The sequence below is a fragment of the Fuerstiella marisgermanici genome, from assembly GCF_001983935.1.
Classification (GTDB): domain Bacteria; phylum Planctomycetota; class Planctomycetia; order Planctomycetales; family Planctomycetaceae; genus Fuerstiella; species Fuerstiella marisgermanici.
In genome coordinates, this window is sequence record NZ_CP017641.1 from 7,165,876 (window position 1) to 7,185,035 (window position 19,160).

General features: G+C 56.7%; 10 protein-coding genes and 1 tRNA gene. 7 read left to right on the forward strand and 4 right to left on the reverse strand.

Annotated features, from left to right (window positions below):
* Nucleotides 1–18 precede the first annotated feature (18 nt).
* From Fuma_RS26890 to Fuma_RS36480, 3 genes are all read left to right on the forward strand, one after another.
* Nucleotides 19–1,425, forward strand: coding sequence for a DUF1501 domain-containing protein (locus Fuma_RS26890; RefSeq protein WP_077026835.1), 1,407 nt, complete (start codon nucleotides 19–21; stop codon nucleotides 1,423–1,425).
* A 336-nt stretch (nucleotides 1,426–1,761) separates the two neighbouring features.
* Complete coding sequence (locus tag Fuma_RS26895) at nucleotides 1,762–3,585, forward strand: IS1634 family transposase (RefSeq protein ID WP_077023619.1); 1,824 nt, start codon at nucleotides 1,762–1,764, stop codon at nucleotides 3,583–3,585.
* 174 nt (nucleotides 3,586–3,759) lie between these two features.
* Nucleotides 3,760–3,882: a hypothetical protein gene (locus tag Fuma_RS36480; protein ID WP_257787781.1), complete on the forward strand. Its 123-nt coding sequence runs from the start codon at nucleotides 3,760–3,762 to the stop codon at nucleotides 3,880–3,882.
* A gap of 62 nt (nucleotides 3,883–3,944) precedes the next feature.
* Here Fuma_RS36480 and Fuma_RS26900 read toward each other — a convergent pair whose 3' ends face one another.
* Together Fuma_RS26900 and Fuma_RS26905 are read right to left on the reverse strand one after the other, a co-directional pair.
* Nucleotides 3,945–6,779, reverse strand: coding sequence for a PKD domain-containing protein (locus tag Fuma_RS26900; RefSeq protein ID WP_077026836.1), 2,835 nt, complete (start codon nucleotides 6,777–6,779; stop codon nucleotides 3,945–3,947).
* A 48-nt stretch (nucleotides 6,780–6,827) separates the two neighbouring features.
* Nucleotides 6,828–7,292 carry a redoxin family protein gene (locus Fuma_RS26905; RefSeq protein WP_077026837.1) on the reverse strand — a complete coding sequence of 155 codons (465 nt, stop codon included), beginning with the start codon at nucleotides 7,290–7,292 and terminating at the stop codon, nucleotides 6,828–6,830.
* Between the two features lie 339 nt (nucleotides 7,293–7,631).
* On the opposite strand from Fuma_RS26905, the gene Fuma_RS36025 reads away from it, so the two are divergent.
* Nucleotides 7,632–10,325 (forward strand): metallophosphoesterase family protein, encoded by a 2,694-nt coding sequence (locus Fuma_RS36025; RefSeq protein ID WP_083732359.1) that lies wholly within the window; start codon nucleotides 7,632–7,634, stop codon nucleotides 10,323–10,325.
* A gap of 389 nt (nucleotides 10,326–10,714) precedes the next feature.
* Nucleotides 10,715–12,649: a zinc ribbon domain-containing protein gene (locus Fuma_RS26915; protein ID WP_077026838.1), complete on the forward strand. Its 1,935-nt coding sequence runs from the start codon at nucleotides 10,715–10,717 to the stop codon at nucleotides 12,647–12,649.
* 33 nt (nucleotides 12,650–12,682) lie between these two features.
* On the opposite strand, the gene Fuma_RS26920 is transcribed toward Fuma_RS26915, so the two are convergent.
* Together Fuma_RS26920 and Fuma_RS26925 are read right to left on the reverse strand one after the other, a co-directional pair.
* Nucleotides 12,683–14,956, reverse strand: coding sequence for an FAD-dependent oxidoreductase (locus Fuma_RS26920; protein ID WP_077026839.1), 2,274 nt, complete (start codon nucleotides 14,954–14,956; stop codon nucleotides 12,683–12,685).
* 57 nt (nucleotides 14,957–15,013) lie between these two features.
* On the reverse strand, nucleotides 15,014–18,001 hold the full coding sequence (locus tag Fuma_RS26925) for a PSD1 and planctomycete cytochrome C domain-containing protein (RefSeq protein WP_158521153.1): 2,988 nt from the start codon (nucleotides 17,999–18,001) through the stop codon (nucleotides 15,014–15,016).
* A gap of 462 nt (nucleotides 18,002–18,463) precedes the next feature.
* On the opposite strand from Fuma_RS26925, the gene Fuma_RS26930 reads away from it, so the two are divergent.
* Nucleotides 18,464–18,862, forward strand: a complete 399-nt coding sequence (locus tag Fuma_RS26930; RefSeq protein WP_077028580.1) for a DUF2784 family protein — start codon at nucleotides 18,464–18,466, stop codon at nucleotides 18,860–18,862.
* 120 nt (nucleotides 18,863–18,982) lie between these two features.
* Nucleotides 18,983–19,055 (forward strand) — tRNA-Ala (locus Fuma_RS26935).
* The last annotated feature ends 105 nt before the right edge of the window (nucleotides 19,056–19,160 follow it).

Here is a 19,160-nt window from a genome sequence, read left to right on the forward strand (position 1 = left end):
TCAAGAACCCAGAAGACCATGAACATCAATCGCAGAACAATGCTGCACGAAAGTGCGCTCGGATTCGGTTCTCTGGCATTGACGTCAATGATGCTGGAAGACAGTGAGGCGGCTGACCACGCGCAGGTCCTGAACGCCGCAGCTCATCATGCGCCCACGGCAAAGAGCGTCATCTTTTTGTTTATGTCGGGCGGCCCGGGGCAGACAGATTCGTTCGACCCCAAGCCGGTGCTTGATCAACTGGATGGCCAGCGAGTCCCCGATTCCATCGTGGCCACTATTCCGAACATCCCGCGTTCCGGAGCCGACTCAAAGCTCTTCGCATCGCCGTTCTCGTTTAGGCAGTACGGCGAGAGCGGCATTCCGGTTTCAAGCTTGTTTCCTCACACGGCTCAGATGGTCGACGAACTGTGCGTGGTGCGTTCGATGAATCATCGCGTTCCCGTCCACGGTCCCGGCGAATGCATCGCTCTTACCGGAACGGGCGTTGGCGATCGGCCAAGCATCGGAGCGTGGACCAGCTATGGACTCGGCAGCCAAACTCGCAATCTGCCCGGCTTTGTGGTCTTTCTGTCGAACACCAACGGACCGGCCCCACAGCTTCCTGGCTGGGGAGCAGGATTTCTTCCGGCCCGTTATCAGGGAACTCTCGTCGATGGCAACAGAGGTGTTCCGTACACCGACATGCCCGGCGGCTACACAGAAGCCAATCGACGACAACAGCTCGACTTCATCAACAAGATGAATCGCCGTCACATCGAACGCATCGGGCCGGATTCCGAACTGGAAGCTCGCATCGCGTCGTATGAACTGGGTTACCGAATGCAGGCATCGGCACCTGAGGTCTTCGATCTGGCTGTCGAATCTGATCACACTCGCGCGATGTACGGCCTGGATGAAAAAATAACAACGGAATTCGGAACGCACTGCCTGCTGGCGCGTCGTCTGGTCGAACGAGGCGTCCGGTGCATTCAGCTTCGCAACGGCGGCTGGGATGCTCACAGTGGCCTGCAAACCAATCACATTCGATGCAGCGCTCGAACAGACAAGCCGATCGCCGGTTTGTTACGAGACCTGAAACAACGAGGCCTGCTCGAAACGACACTCGTCGTTTGGGGCGGAGAATTTGGCCGCACCCCAACAATTGAAGGGGCGAGAACAGGGAGGAGTCGCGGACGAGACCACTCGCCAGCAGGCTACACCATGTGGCTCGCTGGCGGCGGGATCAAAGGCGGACAGATAATCGGCGCGACAGATGAACTGGGCTTCGTCCCCACAGAACGTCCATTGGCTCCGGCCGATATGCATGCCACTTTGCTGCACGCCATGGGAATCGATCAACACAAGCTGATGTGGAATCACAACAACCGAGACGAAATCCCAACAGTCTTCGGCGGAGAAGTGATTCAGGAAGCATTCGCGTAGTTGAATTTCCCAAATGACCTTCCATCGAAATCGTCGTGTGTGTGGCCGAGGCTGGAGCGAGGAACGAGCGAAACCCCGGGGCTTCCTTCGCTTCGCTCAGGCCAACCCCGGCCACACACATCGCTTCTAATTCCACTTGGATCTACTCAGGCCCGACGACGAATCGTCATCGTAACCCAACTTCCCCAGCAGCGGCACAAAATGTGGTTGCAGAGAATTTATTCGGCGTGTTTTTGTTATCGAAGTTTCAAAAGTCCAGCGTTTGAAATCTGAAACACGATGTAGTGACGACCTCTGATCTGGCCGGTCAGAGATCGATCGGTAGCATTTGCGATCATGTTCATTCGCCAATGCCATCGGATCAAAAACGGTCGTCGCCACGCCTACTGGGCGCTGGTCGAATCGTATCGCTCGGCCAGTGGGCCGCGGCAGCGGGTGGTCGCGTGGCTGGGGAAGCTTGACGAAGCCGGTCGACTGGGCGTGCATCAGGCGGCGGAAGTTTTGGCCGGTAGCGATGAGGTTGCACCCGGTGTCACCGCTGATCAGTCACAACCGCTCAGTCGACAGATGCGATTCGAGTTCGATGATGATGCGTCTGCCGTGACTCCGCGATGGGTCGAAGTCAACGCCGCCGGAGTTCGTGTGGAAAACCTGCGACAGTTCGGCGGGCCGTGGATGGCTCTGCACCTGATTCGCACGCTGCAACTGGATACGTTCCTGAGCAACGCGATCCCTGAAGGTCGTGAACTGGTCGGCTGGGATGTGAGTTCGCTGATTCTGATCATTGCGCGGCTGCTCGAACCTGCCAGCGAACTCTTCACCGCCGAACAATGGTATCCGAAAACGGCACTGCGGGATCTGCTCGGCGTGAGCGAAGAACGTGTGAACGATAATCGGCTGTACCGCACACTCGATCAGCTGCTGCCGCACAAGGACGCATTGGAAACGCATCTGAAGAATCGCCTTGGCCATCTGTTCGATCTCGAATACGACCTGCTGATGTATGACGTCACCAGCACTTACTTCGAAGGTCAGGCCGAACGCAATCCGCTGGCTCAGCGTGGCTATTCGCGCGATAACCGCAGCGACTGCAAGCAGGTCTGCATCGGGCTGGTGGTGTCTCGATGCGGAATGCCGCTGGGATACAAGGTGTTTGCCGGCAATACGGCCGACGTTACTACCGTGGAACACATCGTCGAAACGATGGAAGCACGCTACGGGAAAAGCGATCGCATCTGGGTCATGGATCGCGGCATGGTGTCGGAAGACAACATCGAATTCCTGCGCGAAGGCGGTCGACGCTACATCGTCGGCACTCCCAAATCGATGCTGAAGAAGTTTGAACACGAGCTGCTGAAGGAAGACTGGACCAGCATTCGCGATGGCCTGGAAGTCAAGGTCGTGCCGTGGCCCGGCAGCGACGATCCGGATGAATCGGAAGACTGCAACACATCGCCGGAGACATTCATCCTGTGTCGCAGTCGCGATCGATCAAAGAAGGAAGAAGCGATCACACAGCGCTTCGAAAAGAAGATCGAAGAGTCGCTCATCCGCATGACGGCGCGGTGCGATAAACAGAAACGCGACCCGATGAAGGTCGAACGTGAGATCGGCCGGCTGCTCGGAAAGAACACTCGAGCGGCAAAGCTCTTCGACGTGAAAGTCACGAAGACAGATGACGGGGCCGCACGCATCGAATGGTCAAAGATCGAAGCTACGCGTGACTGGGCGACTCTGAGTTCCGGATGCTATCTGCTGCGAACGAATGTCAGCGACTGGTCCGACGAAGAACTTTGGAAGGCGTACATCCAACTGACCGAAGCGGAAGCCGCGTTCCGAATCCACAAAAGCGATCTTTCGATCCGCCCGATCTGGCATCAGAAGGAGGACCGTGTTCTGGCACACATCTTCGTGTGTTTTCTGGCGTATGTGTTGTGGAAGACGCTCGGCCAGCTGTGCAGCAAAGCAGGGCTGGGCGACGAACCGCGCCGTGTGCTTGCGGAGCTGTCGGAGATCCGTTCGATGGACGTCGTCCTGCCCACTCGCACCGGCCCGGAGATCCGTACTCGCTGCGTCTCAAAGCCGTCCGACCATCAGCAGATTCTTCTGGAAAAGCTGAGCCTCAAACTGCCCTCAAAAATAATCCAAAAGCAAATGTAGTGGAAACTTCTGGCCGCTCACCCCACAAAACACTGCCTTCGTGACTCGAGTTGGGGAAGTTGGGGTAACGATGCCGTCTCCGCCGCAACGGCAGCGGCCAGTGGTCGCGTTGCCGGTTCCGGCGAACGTATTCGACTCGGCTTCATCGGTGTTGCCAATCGAGGTAGCCAGTTGATGAAAGCGTTTGCAGATCACGACAAACGTGAAACGATCACACTTTGCGACGTCGATTCCAACGCACTTGCGAAAGCCGCCGCGAAGGTGAAAGGCAAGACGTTTCGAACGGGCGACTTTTGAGAACTGATCACCGTGGAAGCTGTCTTCATAATGGCAGCCTCAAGCCGCCTGCCGATGTTGCGTTATTCTTTTTCCACGCGTACATGAAGTCGCGTGGTCGCGGTGACACCATCTTTCCGACTGCGTTGGACGCTGACAATGTAGTCGCCCGGCTTCTCGTAGGTGTGTTGAGTGATGGCATAGCCGTCCGCAGCCTGTTGGACGGCGTTCCCGTCTGATTTCACTGCCACGGCAGGGCTGCCGTCACCGAAATCCCAAACTTCGTTCCCATGCTGATTCTGGAACGACCGCACCTTAAACGTAATCGGTTGATTCACCTTGTTGTCAAAGGTCGGCCAGTATGCCGCGTGAATTCTGGGAACGTATTCGTCCGGCTTTTGCGGGTCGAGCACGTGCACGTAAGCAAAATCGTAGTCGACGTTTCCGGCCTCGTCTGTGACCTTTAGGATCTCACTAAAAACACCAGGCTTGCTGAACGTGCGCGTCACGCGTGGCCCGGTCGCCGTTGTGCCATCGGAAAATGTCCATTCATATTTCTGAATGCTGTCAGTAGCACTCCACGACGCAGAACCGTCCAGCACCGCGTCGTTGCCAGCGATCAGGAAACTCTTCCGGCGAGCGTTCGCGACCAGCTTTGGCTGATACTGACGACGGTACGCTTCCCACAAGAATGCATAACCCGCCTGAGTGCCCCACTTGCCGGACGGCTGGCGGCTCTTGATTTCGAAGTGCAAATGCGACCAGCCACCACTGGACCCCTTTTTGCCCAACAGACCAATCTCAGTTCCCTGATCGATGGTCCGTCCGGGCTTGATTGTGTCGTTGATCTTGTGCAGATGACTGTAACGATAGTACCAACCACGTTCGTCCCGCAAATAAACCACGTCGGCTCTTGGCGCGACCGGCGTTTTACCTTCGCCATAACGTGACTTGCCGCCCCCTTCCAGCAGGTATTCGGGCAACACATCGTCGCCGGCAGAAACGACAACGGCGTCGGTCGCAGCAATGACTTTGACCAGTTCTTCCGTGCCGCCGATATCCATTCCGCTGTGGTAGTAGATTTTGGGAAGAACCTTCGTTCCGCCATCGACCGGTTCGTTGTCAAACCACGTTCGAGTCGCAAACCAGCGCTGGTCGACGGGATACATCAGCGCTCCAGGTTTCATTAGCGGAGAATCCTTCGGCCACAAACGCAGCCTTGCGTCTTTGTCCAGTCCCCAAAACGTCGGCGTGCCGTTGCTGTTGTATCCCTTTGTGACCGAGCAATCGATCTGCACTCCGGCGACCTGTTGAGGCAGGTTATACATCCCCGATTCGAGTATGATGTTCTCACCGTCGACCTGCACGGTGACCATCGCACTGCGAACGGCCTGACGAATGGGATCGCGAGTTTCCTGCAGGTCTACCAGTTTGACGTCGACTTTCTCGCCGCTACAAAGTTCGACCGTTGTCGATTCACCGATGGACAGATCAACGACTCGCACAAGCGGGTTGACGGTGGAAGCATCTGCTGCGTCCGCCGGCTTCAGCAGTTTTCGGACAGCATCGGTAAGAACCCGTTCGACACCCGGTGCCACAGAACTCGCGCGGGGACTTGCTTCGTAGCCACCTTCGCTGTACGCCACTTCGGTGCCAATGTAACCCGGACCGTAGTCGCCATAGGCCGCCATGGCGACGTTCAAATCTGGTCGCATCGCTTTTGCGGCCAGTTGATATTCGACGAATAATTCGCCCGGCATGTGCAGGATTCGTGCTGTTCCGACGCGCAGACAGGATATGTCGATGGCGTGGCCCGCCTGACAACGCCGCAGCCACGACAGCTTTCTGGCGGCACCCACTGCAACCTTTCCTGCATCGTCAGCGGTTAGCGATTCGAGCAGTTCCTTTTCGTTCAGATGTTCGGCCACCGGCAGCCTGGCGGGAACGGTCTGCCAGCCAAGGTCATCAACGGCCAGCGGATGCTTTTTTGTCGATTCCCATGCTCGCTTCATGCCATCGGCCACGCGATTTGCAAGAACCATCCGATTCGGTTTGGATCCATCGTTGTACTTGCCCGCGCCGATGTTTCCGCCTGCACCGTTAAAGTGAACATGCAGCGCTGTCGGCACGGCTTGCCCGCGAATGAAACGGGCAATGCCCGGAAAATCGGGGCTGGGAATGCCCGTGCGATAATAGCTTTGAGGATGGCAGGCGTAATAGCTGAGGGCCGCGATCGGCTGGTCCTTGTTCCAGAACGAAAGCAGGTTGAGATTGGGATCGATTGCGCCTTCCGGTGCCGCCCGCAAAGCGGGATTCTTCGTGGCTGTATAGCGAGTTGCCGATACTTTTCCGTCGTCTCCCAGTATCCGACGATTGGAAGCGACTTTCTGCACTTCACCGACGCCCCAGCCATAGTGAGTAGCAGGCTGAGCCGTCGCCAGCGACTTTTTGACAGCATCGCTCGCACGCTGAAGAACCTGCCGCGGAAACGCGCCTTCGTAGCGACCGAGATCCTTAACACCAAGGTCCCGCAGAATCTGTTCGGCCTCAAAATCGCAGCCGGGCGCGTCGTGCTGATGCAGCGTGTGCACGGCCACTCGATCGGGAGTTGTCCCAGCAGCATTCGCCAGTGCTTCGCGGAAGGCATCGTTGCCGCCGTTGCCGATGCCGATCCAGTCCACGGCGCACAACACGATCGGCTTTTCGTTACTCAGCAACACAATGCCGCGACAACGAAGCGTCAGTTCATCAACACGCTTCACGGGATCGTAAGCCATCACGAATCCCACCGGTGGCGTTGCATCCACATCGAACGTCGCAACCTGGACGGCTTCCGCACGTGCCGCTGCCGCCGGCCGGACAATCAGGAAAATATTAAGCGCGGCCAAAAGAACAATCGAACGTCGTCGCGATTTCATCTCGTCTTCCTGTCTCGACAAATAAGCAGACAGGGACGCTAAAAACGATCATTCGCGCATCAACGCCATGATTTCGGCTCCGAGCTTCAGATCTTCACAAGATCCGAACTGCTGCTTTCGAAGGTAGCCGTTGCGGTCGATGAGTATCTGCGTAGGCGTGCCCTGCATTTTGTAAGCGGCCATTGTAATCGGTAATAGCTGTGTGGAAACCCTGTCGATGCCAACCGGAAACGTGATGCCGTATTCGTGCAGGAACGCAGCGAGGGCGTCTCGACCGCCCTGAGCCGCGTGATGTTCAAACACCGTGTGCAGCCCGATGACGGCAACGTCCTGATCATCAAATGTACTCGCAACTCGTTTGGCCTGAGGCAACGCTTCGCCGACACAGCCTGGACACAACATTTGAAACGCTTCGACCAGGACGACTCGCCCCCGCAGTTCCTGTAGCGTCAATGGGGCAGGGGTATTTAGCCATTCAGAAACGTCCCAGTCCGGGGCGAGCTTGAAGCTCATCGTGTTTCCCTTTCATCAACCCGACGATCAGCAACGACGCCAGCAGATAAAGTCCCCGCCATTGACGCGGACGAAACTTCTCCATGATTCATATGGAACGCAGCCCCTTAACCGCGAGAGCCGGAACCGACTTTATTTCTGCGGATTACGCGTCGCCCAGTCGCCCGCCATCTTTATCCGAATAAAACGATCTCGACATCGTATCTCGCGCGAAGCGACTACGCTTCCTTCCTATGCCTCCGGCTCTACAATCCGGCCTGCAGAACCTGTCAGGGCTACCCCGGCACCTCGATTCCACACGCAGCACCGGCGGCATGCTATTACCCGGAACTCAAATTCATGAGACACACTTTTTCATTGATGTATTTCGTCCTCTGCGTTGCAGCAACTACGGCAACCGGTGCCGATCAGGCTTCAGGCGCGGACATCACGTTCCGCGAATTGCGACGGTTCAGCATACCAGAAGCACACCAGGCGGTGGCGGTTGATGCAACATCCTTCTACGGCATCGCGAATCACAGCATCGCCAGGTACGAAAAGAAGACCGGTAATGTACTCGAAAAATGGTCAGCCCCCGAAAACTCAGACATCAAACACCTTAACAGCGGACTGGTGCATGAAGGGCGTCTGTACTGCGCCAATTCGAACTGGCCTGAAAAGCCATTGAAGAATACGGTGGAAATCTTCAACGCAGAAACACTTCAACACAGCCAGTCGAAACCCTTCGCAGAAACGGCCGGCGCTATCAACTGGATCGAACGACACCATGACGCATGGTGGATTGTATTTGCTTACTACGGAGAAGAAGACGTCCATCACACCAGACTCGTTCGCTACGATGACGACTGGAACGAAACCGGCCGCTGGACCTTCCCCGACGCTGTTCTGAACCGGTTTCTTCCAAACAGCAATTCCGGTGGAGCGTTCGGGCCGAACGGACGGCTCTTCGTGACCGGACACGATCATGCTGAACTGTATGTTCTAAACGTTCCCGCAGATGGCGGAACACTGCAGCATCTCACAACGGTTCCAGCCCCGATTGCCGGCCAGGGTATCGCGTGGGACCGCAGTGATATCGGCACGCTATTCGGGATTGTTCGAAAGACTCACGAGGTCGTCGTCATGCGGCAGTCACATCGAAATGAGTACTCCGCGCTGAAACAGCCGGTGGAGTGGGTTCGAGACGAACACAACCCCGTTCTCCCTCCGCGCAAGGGAGAATTCGATGCGACTCGCTGCATGAATCCGTGGGTCGTGCGAGACGGCGATAACTACCGTCTGTTTTATTCCGGTGGTGGCGCCGATGGCAAGCAACGCCTCGGTGTTGCGACAGCAGCCGTCCGCGACGTGGTCAAGTGGGACAGAACAGGACCGTTGTTTGAGACCGGCAACGCGGGTGCGTTTGATGCCGCATGGTGCGTGTTGCCGCACGCTATAAAAATGAATGATGACCGCTGGCATCTGTACTACACCGGCAACGCCGGGCGAGGATCCGGATTGAGTGCGTTTCCCGGAATGGGGCTGGCCACCAGTACCGATGGCACGAACTGGGCTCGGCACAGTGAAGAACCAATACTGGAACCCAGCGGCGAACACGGAACCCCCGATGCGATTGGTGTTGCAGGCGGTTCTGTTGTGCGAATCTCTCAGCCCGATGGTTCGTCGCAGTGGCGCTTCTACTACACCGGTTGCCCCACGGTCGGCAAGGCTCATGAACTCAACCAGCAAAAGACAATCTGCCTCGCCACATCAGACGACGGAATCCACTGGACGAAGCTCGGCGCCGTAATGCTTCGCGATCCTGAGCGCAACTACGAAGACATTGGAGTCGCGGGACCGGTTGTCCATCAGGAACCGGATGGATCGTTTCGCATGTGGTATTCAGCCATTGGCACGCGGCACGGCTATTATTCGATTTGCTATGCCGAATCCGACGACGGCATTCACTGGAGACGCGGCGTGAAAAGTGGTGACAATCTTCAACTGCTACCGAACGGCGATGGCTGGGAAAAGCAGATGGTCGAATATCCGTCTGTCATTCAAGAGGGTGACCACCTGCGTTTGTTCTATTGCGGAAACGGGTACGGCCGCACGGGAATCGGCACGGCTGTGTCGAAGGTACCAGCTCAGGAAAATCAAGCTGCCAAAGTCCCGGAACGTTTTCAGCAAGCGAAGGATCGAACGTTTAAAGCATTCGATTCACAGCAGGAACAGAAATGGCAGGGCCCGTACTTTTTTCTGCAAATGGCGGATACTCAATACGGCATGTTCAGTGGAAACAAAGGGTTTGAAAAAGAAGCCGCGCTGGCTCAACAGGCCGTTGAACACATCAATCGCCTGAGGCCAAAGTTTGCCATCGTTTGCGGCGATTTAACGAATGCGACGCCTGAACAAGCTCGCTATCAGGCTCAGGTGGCTCAGTACCACCACGACTTTTCAAAGGTTTCCGCTGACATACCTCTGGTCTGCGTGTGTGGAAACCATGATATCGGCAACCGTCCGACTCCGCAATCGATCGCTCAATACCAGCAACACTTTGGCGACGACTATTTCGCCTTCTGGACCGGCGGCGTGCGCAACATTGTTCTGAATTCCAGCGTCCTGAAAGACCCGACTGGCGCACCGGGGGTTCTGGCTGCACAGGAAGAATGGCTCAAGCAGCAACTTCATGACGCTCAAAATGCGAAGGCGCGACACACCTTGATCTTTCAGCACCACCCCTTGTTCCTGGAAAAAGAAGATGAGCCGGACCAGTACTTCAACATTCCGTTGGAGCGGAGAACGCCGTTGGTCAATCAGCTGAAGGAGGCGAATGTTCGAGCCGTCTTTGCCGGCCACTATCACCGCAATGCTTACGGCAAAGCAGGTGAGATGGAGATGATCACAACGGGACCGGTTGGCAAACCGTTTGCCAAAACGGTGTCCGGCTTTCGCATCGTGACGGTCCAGGAATCCGGCATTCAACATCAGTACTACGGGATGGATGAAGTACCGGAGAAAGTCACATTACCTGACGCGCCCGCCGTTCCGTAGTTTGTGATGGCTGTCCGAACGTTCATCGCGTAGGGCGTCAGCGGCACGCACGCTGCACCGACCGCCGTCGGTATTCATGCACTCATACGACAAGGGCAGGGCACACTGCGCCCCGAAAACGTGCACATTTCTGCAGTTTTCGGCGGATTTTCACCAACAAATTGGTTGGAAATGCGGTGCCCAAACGTCACTCGGCACGTACTATCCCGTGATGGGATGAAGTGGCGAACACGCACCTGTCGCGAAGGTTCCTGGCCTCCGGTCTTCAACAACTCTGTCACCAAAGATTTCGCGACGATAGGATGCTGGCGTCTAAGAAGGACCATGGCCCGTTGCTTCACCGGCAACCAACCGAATAAGAATCGGACCGACTGTTAGGACCTACAACTATGCCCGTGATCGCAGAATGCTTCGATTGTGGACGTCAGTACCGGCTGGCGGACGACAAAGCTGGACGAAAGATTCGGTGTAAGCAATGTGGGTCTGTTGTCGACGTTCCAAAACCTACCGCTCGCCCGGCCCGGAAACGCCGCCAGGCCGCTTCTCGACCAGCACCGCCTGCTCGACGGCGAGCCCCGCAACGGTCGTCGAAGAACGACAAAGCCTTGCTGTACGGTGGAATCGCGGCAGGAGCAGTCGTGTGCCTGGGGCTTGGCGTATTCTTCGGGGCAAAGATGATGTCAGGCGGCTCCTCAAGCAATGTGCCCGCCGGTACCGTTGCTGAAGCGGGCCTCACCGAAAACGGCGTCGCGGCGGCCGATCTGACGGAAGACCAGAAGGCCGCCAAAGAAGCTGAGTACCAGGCATCGCTGGAACAGCAACGCCGGGACAAGGGTGAGCAAGAGCGTGCTTCGATGGCCCAGCGATTTGGGGCAGACAAGGTCGTGACGATTGTGATCGATGGAGTCGTGGGCGAAACCGACGCGGCACACAAGTATCTCAACCGCAAAGTTTTCCGCGCGGCGTACTTCGAATATGAAAAAAGCCGAAAACAGGCGGCCAATCAAACGGAACAGAACCGCAAGAACGCCGAACAGAAAGCGATTCAGGACCACAAAGACACGTGGGGAGAATTCGGCCCCGGCTTTGTTCGATACAATTATCAACTGGTCGATTCGGACACACCGTATCCGAAAATCGCAAACGGCGGTCGCATCGACAACACATTTACCTACTACGCTGCCCCCGCCAGCAATGTTCAGGAATTTGCGAACCGAATTGGCGTCGGCAACGTGATCAGCGCGAGCGGCGGGCAAATTAAAATCCAGGCTTCGTTGCCAACACCGATACCTGACCCCGACATCGAAGAACTGGTGCTGCAGTATGGCGCTGAAAAAGTCGTCCATGTGAAAGTCAGCGGCGCGAATGGCGATCCTCGCCTGGTGCAGATGTTCATCGAAAACGAATCCGCAAAGCTGGCTGATGATCGAGGGCGATTGCAGATGGTCGCCATGAAACCGCTCGGCGATGGTCAGTTCGAATTCACGGCCGCCCCGGTTTCCAACCCGCAGGTCTTCGGCGAAAGCATTCCGTGGGGAAGTCTGCAGAATGTCGACTGCAGCGAGCGAATCGTTTCGATCGCTGCCACGCTGCCGGAACACCTTCCCACAGAATCGGAGCTGAAAGCAGCTCAGGCGGCCGAGCGGGCGAAAGAAAAGGCGATCCGCGATGCCGACTGGGCTCACAAACCGCGGCCCGATGAATCAGAACTGGATTGGGCCGTGCGAGTCATCAAGGACGTCGATGTTTGGGGCATTGAGAAGGCGCTGAAAGCTCTGACGTACATGGACGTCGTGGAAGAACGCCGCGAAGAAATTTCCCGTCTGCTAATTCAGAATCTCGGAGCGACCCACTTCGGCTTAAAGGCAATTCTGCCCGCGATGATGCATTGGAGAACGGAAGACACCGAAACCGCGATCCTGCGTCTGGGTGGTGGCCACATGGCTTCGTGGGATCGCCCCGTGGTGATGGAAGCGCTTGTCGAACTGAACACACCGAAGACCGCCGAAGCACTGGCGAGCGCTTTACCGGACTTCCATTCCGCCGATGCGTCTGTGAAATACCTGATCGAAATGGGGCCGATCGCCGAAGAACCCGTCCTGCGATTCCTGAAGCATGAAAATGCGAAAGTGCGTGGCCGAGTCTACACGATCCTGATGGAGATCGGCGGCAGCGAAACGATGAAGAAGATCCGCACCAACATCAAGCTGGAAAACGACGCCGGCATGAAAGCCGCCGCCGAAGCCTGCATGGAAGAAGTGCGGACGCGAGTGATGGAAGCAAGAGAAGCCGAGAAGAAAACGTCTGAAGGCGACGTGAAGTAGGTGCTGGCGGCTGGATGGCACCCACGAATGGCCTTATTTCACAGGCAGCAATTGAATGGCGTCCACGTGAGCATGTCCGCCCGCACCTTCGGCTTTCACTTCCACGTAGCCCGCTTCGTCTTCATTGAGAACGAACGTGCCGAGCAGTGTGAAGTTGTCCTTCAACGGCGCGGGCTTCTGCATGTTGACTGTTGCTAAAACTGTCTTGTCGCCAACAACAATCGTCACCGGCACCTTGTTGCCTCGATTTTCGTGGTTCAAATACGCCAAACGAACTTCAAACCGGCCGCTGGCAGGAGCCTTAAACGGAAACCGAATGGCGGCTTTGGCATCTGTTGAATATAGATACCCGTAACCGACAAAGCCCTTCAAACCCGCGCCCGAGGTCCATTTGCCGGTCTTCACTGCATCCTTGTCATCGATGACAAGGCCGTCCATGCGTTGCGGATCGAGTCCCGGCATCGGCCCCGTGGGACCGGCCAGCTTCATGGCGTCTTCCGGAATTTCGATCTTATCGTAGACCGTCTTGCGGCGAGCCTTGCCGGGCAGGTGCAGCAAATCCACGAGTTCTTCCAGGTACCGATCGTAAACGTTGCGCGGCGTGCATTCGTGCATTACGCAAATGCTGGCCGCCTTACCGACCACTTCGCCCATCATGCCGCAGGTTTTCATCACTCGAGTCGTTCCCAGCGCTTCATGAGTCACGCTGATGTTGCGGCCGGCCATAAACAGGTTTTCGATATTGCGGCTGTAGAAGCAGCGATAGGGCACCGGGTAACCGTATTGCCGGTCGACAGAACGGTCATGCACGGCGATGCTGATGAACGGATTGTCCGGAAACTTTTCGGCGAATTGCTTCTTGGGGTAGTGCAGGTCGATTGACCATGTGCTGGGAACGCAGCCGTCCGGAAAATCGCGTTTCGAAACGATGTCTTCTTTCGTAAGAATCACATCGCCCATCAGCCGTCGCGATTCACGCGGCCCGCCGATGAAAGCCACCCACGTCAGAATCGCCGTCTTGTGGTCGTCGGCTCCATCGCGGTTCTTCATTGCGTTGAAGGCACCATAAACGGCTCGCAGGTTGTGGTCGCGAATGCCTTCGGCGTCGCCAATGGCATCTTTGTCGAAACCACTCTCCCAAAACCATTGTCCATGGTGGTCACGAGGGTAGGGGAAGTCTTTCATCTCCAGATCCAGAGCCCACGGTGTTTGAGGGAAGCTGGTGTCCTTGTCGACTTCCGCCCACGCCCACGCCCACATGTTACTCATGCCCATGCGTCCCTTGTCTTCCATTTCCCAATCGGCTTCAGCCAGATAGCCGATCGTTCCGTGGCCTGTGCAGTCGGCGAACAGCTTGCCGCTGAATTCGAAGTGTTCGCTGGTGCGAGTATCAAACGCAGTCACTGATTTCAGTTGCTTGCCGTCTCGTTTGACCGCGTATGCGTGGTGGTTCAGGAAAAGGTCAATGTTCCCCTCAGCTCGTACGATCTGTTCTTTCAGTTCGTCGCCGAATTCTTCCTTGCGGCCTGGTGACTTGGTCGCGTGGTCGCAGAATTCTTCAATGATCTCGCCAATGCGAGGAAACTTGCCGCGACGAATGTTGCCCATCGCCCAAACTCGAACTTCGCTGCTGCCATTGCCGCCCAGCACGGGGCGGTTTTGGATCAAAGCCACCTTGCAGCCCATGCGAGCTCCTGAAATAGCGGCTCCCATGCCCGAATAACCGCCACCGATCACAACCAGATCGTATGAACCTTTTTGAGTCGGCGTTTCTGCTAACCCGAGTTGCTCGCGCCGCCACGCCGACAGAACTTTCGATTCGTTTGGCGGAGCGTCGCCAGACTTCGTGAAGAAGATGGCATCGCAGCGGCCGTCGAATCCGGTCAGGTCGTGCAGAGCGACTTCGATCTTTGTTGACGCCACCTCCACTTCGCCGCCGTCATGCCACGACCATTCAGCTCCCTTGGTGCCGAACGTTTCTTTCAGTGGCTGACCGTCAATCAGCAATTGGAACCGTCCCGGCTGGCCTTCCGCATTCCAGCGAGCGACCCAGTCTTTGGTCCGCACGAAGACGCGGTATTTCCCGGCCTCCGGCAAAGTGACGGTTGTGGTTGCGTCCTCCACCGGTCGACCCAAACCGTGCGCCAGCATGTACGGCGAACCCATTTCGTTGATGAACTGAGTATCCAGCTTCCAACCGCCGGACTGTTCGAAGCTTTCAGCTTCCAGCAGCATCGTCTGAGCCGTCGCCGACGCCAAATTGATGACGGCCAGGGCAAGAGCGTATGAAACGAAGCGGGTGTGCATGACTGAATTCGCCTGTCAAAGGAAATGAGCAATTAGTGTAATAATGACGCCACGGTCTTATTCGCGGGTGATGAATTCATCCAGATTCATCAGCAGCCGGGCCACGGCCGTCCACGTCTGTTCTTCGTCTGTGAAGCGTTGCCGCGATTGTTCCAGATACTGTGTCAACATCATCAGTTCATCCGGTTGCGGCGGCCGCGCGAAACTGGTTCGAAACGCGTACTGCAGACGAGCCGCGTCGGTATCATCGTCCGTCGCAATAATGCGGCGAGCGAAGGCCTGTGCCAGTTCAAACATTGCCGTGGAATTCGCGATAGTCAAGGACTGCAGTGGTGTATTCGAGCGGTCTCGCGCAGTACACGTGGCGTTGAACTTTGGCACGTCAAACGTTGACAGCATTGGGTACGGTGCACTGCGATAAAAGTACGTGTACATGCCTCGGCGATAGCGGTTGCTGTCTTTGTTGGTGCGCCATGATTTCTTCGTCTGCGTAAACGCGTACACGCCTTCTTCCTGAGGCGGGTAGACGCTGGGACCACCGATGCGTTCGGTCAACTGACCGCTGACAGCCAAAGCAATGTCTCGCACGATTTCAGCTTCGACGCGGATACGACTCTGGCGAGCCAGCAACAGGTTCAGCGCGTCTGCCGTTTCGAGATCCGGGCGAGCGGCGGAACTCTGCCGATACGTTGCGGAGTTCATGATCAACCGAATCAGTTGCTTCTGCGACCAGTTGTTGCGGCGAAACTGGTCCGCCAGCCAGTCCAGAAGTTCAGGATGCGACGGCAGCGAGCCCTGAATTCCGAAGTCGTTTTCCGTCTCAACCAGCCCGCGTCCAAACAGACGCATCCAAATGCGGTTCACGCGCACGCGAGCCGTCAGGGGATGTTCGGGCGACGTCAGCCAGCGAGCGAACTCCAGCCGCGCCGTGCCGGATTTGACGCCGTCGAGTTGTGGTAAGACGGCGGGAACGGCGGGCGTGACTTCATCGCTGGTCCGCAAAAAATCACCTCGCACCTGCAGATACGTGGGCCTCGGTTCCGGAAGCTCCTGCATCACCATCGTGGTCGGAATGGATTTCTTCACGGCCGCCAGTTCGTTCGTGACTTTCGTGAGCGACGCTTGCAGTGGTGCGAGCTCTGCGTCCTGCTGAATGAACGCTTGCGTCAGCACTGACTGTTGTGCGTTCTTGCGATCGGCGGTGGGGATTTTTGCGATCGCAGAAAGTCGTTCCAGTTCGCCGTCGACCATCGCTTCTGCTGGCGACACGCTGATCCGAAAACGACCAATCGCGTAGTTGGAATTGTTGAAGGTCAGTGTGAATTTCAGCGGTTCGTCGGCCTCAATTGAGATCGGTTGAGCCAACGCGAACCACGCAGTTCGATTACGATTCATGCTACCTTCGGGGGCTCCATTAATCGCCCATCCGGTGCTGACATCGCCGTCGATTGTCCGCGTCACATCGTGGCCAGGCTGAGAATGTTCAGCCGTGACCTTGGCAAACGGAACGTTCTTACCATCGGCCGTTTGCAGCGAGAACTCAGACAGCACGAAGTTGCCGTTGGATGCTCGCCCCGGACCATTCTTTGGCAGACTTTCATGCGTGAGCACTTCCAAACGCACAGAACGTACGGTTTTCAGTAAGCTGGTCGCCGTCGCATAAAATTCGCCCGGCGCGCCCGGATGCCCCTTCGCCAACAGCGAATGATCATCCTGCGCAATCAACTCCGTACCCTTATTCGACTGGCCATTTAACGACAGCACGTCCCATTCGGGCTTGCCCATGGATTTGATGGCGGCGGCTCGGGCCAACAACGACTGCTCCCACGCCGCGCGTCGTTCGGCAGTGGCTGAGTTATCGGCGAGCTGTTTGTTCAAGTCGGCCTGCTGAGCTTGCAGGCGTTCAATCTTCGCGGATTGTTCGGCCGTCGGCACAGGCACAGTGGGAGCGACTGAGTTTTGATCGGCCGTCGAATTGAAGAATGCGAAAAGCTGGTAGTACTCGTGCTGAGTAATCGGGTCGAACTTATGAGTGTGACACTTCGCACAGCCGACGGTCAGTCCCATCCAAACCAGACCCGTGGTGTCGGTTCGATCTTTGGTTTGTTCGTCGCGAAACTGATCCGGCTTGCTGCCGCCTTCCTGATTGACCAGCGTGTTGCGGTGAAATCCGGTGGCCACTTTCTGAGACAAATCTGCATTGGGTAACAAGTCGCCCGCCAGTTGTTCGACAGTAAACTGATCGAAGGGCAGGTCGCGATTAAAGGCGTTGATGACCCAGTCGCGATACGGCCACATGGTGCGATCACCGTCGACCGTGTATCCGTGCGAATCGGCGTATCGAGCCTGGTCGAGCCAATGCCGGCCCCAGCGTTCGCCGAAATGTGGATTCGCGAGAACTCGATCCAGAAGCTGTTCGTAGGCATCATCGTTTTCGGCGTTCACAAACGCATCGACCTCTTCAATCGAAGGCGGCAATCCCAGAAGATCTAGGTAGACTCGACGAATCAGCGTGTACCGATCGGCCGCAGGTGATGGCTTCAGCCCAGCGCGTTCGAGTCTTGCAATAATGAACTGGTCAATCGGGTTTCGCGATTCGCCGCTCGTCGTTATTTCCGGAATCTCTGGCGACTGAATGGGCTGGAAGGACCAGTGTTTGGCGTACTCGGCACCATCGTTGATCCACTGCTTAAGCAGGTTGCGTTGTGAAGCTGTGAGCGGCTTGCCGAACTCCGGAGGCGGCATCAACATATCGACATCGTCTGCCATCACACGTTCGATCAGCCCGCTTTTGGCCGCATCACCGGGAACGATCGCCGCATGATCATCAAGCATCGCGATCGCGGCGGCACGCTGATCCAGTCGTAAATCGGCCTGGCGAGAATCATCGTCCGGACCGTGGCATTGAAAGCAGTGATTCGTAAGGATCGGCCTGATGTCGCGATTGAAGTCGACATCGCCGGCAATTGACGTGTGGGAACACGGCAAGACAGCCAACAACGCGATCACGCAGTGCAGTAGAAGTCGGACGCGGGAACAGTTCACAGGGCGATTTCCGATGGAGGCACTGGCGGCAGAATGGTGGAGCAGCAAGCCCACCATTTTGAACCTCGCCGCTCTCGTTTGCAAGCCGCGATTCCGGCAAGCACCGCCGCGCGGGCTGCACCTCAATCGCTCCCGGCCAGGCAGTTCAGGGGCCTATCGGAACGCAATCTGGCGCCGAGCGCTGCCGATACGGCGACTGATAGGCCGCTCGAAGAGCCTTCACGCTTCATGACTTTTCGAAAGCAATGGAGTCGCTGCCCGAAAAGCGATTCGAAACCCCAGCTCAACCGGCCTGCAGCCCTGAGAACATCTAGCGTGGTCTTGGGGCTCGTCATTCACCCTACTTTTTGACGCGCAGCCGCACCATGCGGCACAAAGACTGAACGAGTGAGGCGGCCGTTACACTTACCTACTATGCAGCTCTCTCTGCATTTCCTTCCGATCGCACGACTCGCAGTTCACATGCTCAGCATTCTAAACATCGCCTCCTTTGTCGGGCACAATCTGTGGATCGCGTTCAATCTGACGGGGTGGATCTGGCCACGCACCCGCAAATGGCACCTCGCGACGCTGGGAGCCACGCTGTTTTCGTGGTTGGCTATGGGGATCTGGCGAGGGTGGGGCTACTGCCTGTGCGCGGATTGGCATTTTCAGGTGCGACATCAACTGGGGATTCACGGGGGCGAATCGTCCTACACTGAGCTGTTGTTCAACCAATTACCCGGAGTAACTGTGTCACGCCAATTTGCCGACGTTGTGACCGTCGGGGGCCTCGTGCTGATCCTGATTGCGACAGCGATTGTTTGGGGTCGTAAAGCTAGAGAGAACCCAAAAATTCTGCCGCCGGAGACATCGAACTGAAAAACAGTGAGAACCTCAGCAAAATTGCCGGTGTCCTCATCTGAGCCGCTGAGAACGACTTGACAGCCACAAAAACCGGTGGTAGCGTTCCGTCCTGAGCGGCAGACTCGCCGCAAAATCGGGGGATTAGCTCAGTTGGGAGAGCGTCTGGCTGGCAGCCAGAAGGTCATCGGTTCAAGTCCGTTATCCTCCACTCGAAAAGCCGCTTGTGGTTTCACAGGCGGCTTTTCTTATGGACATAAACCCAATGACATCAGGTGCTTAGGTTGTTTCTTGACTGACGCCGCTGATGAAGGTT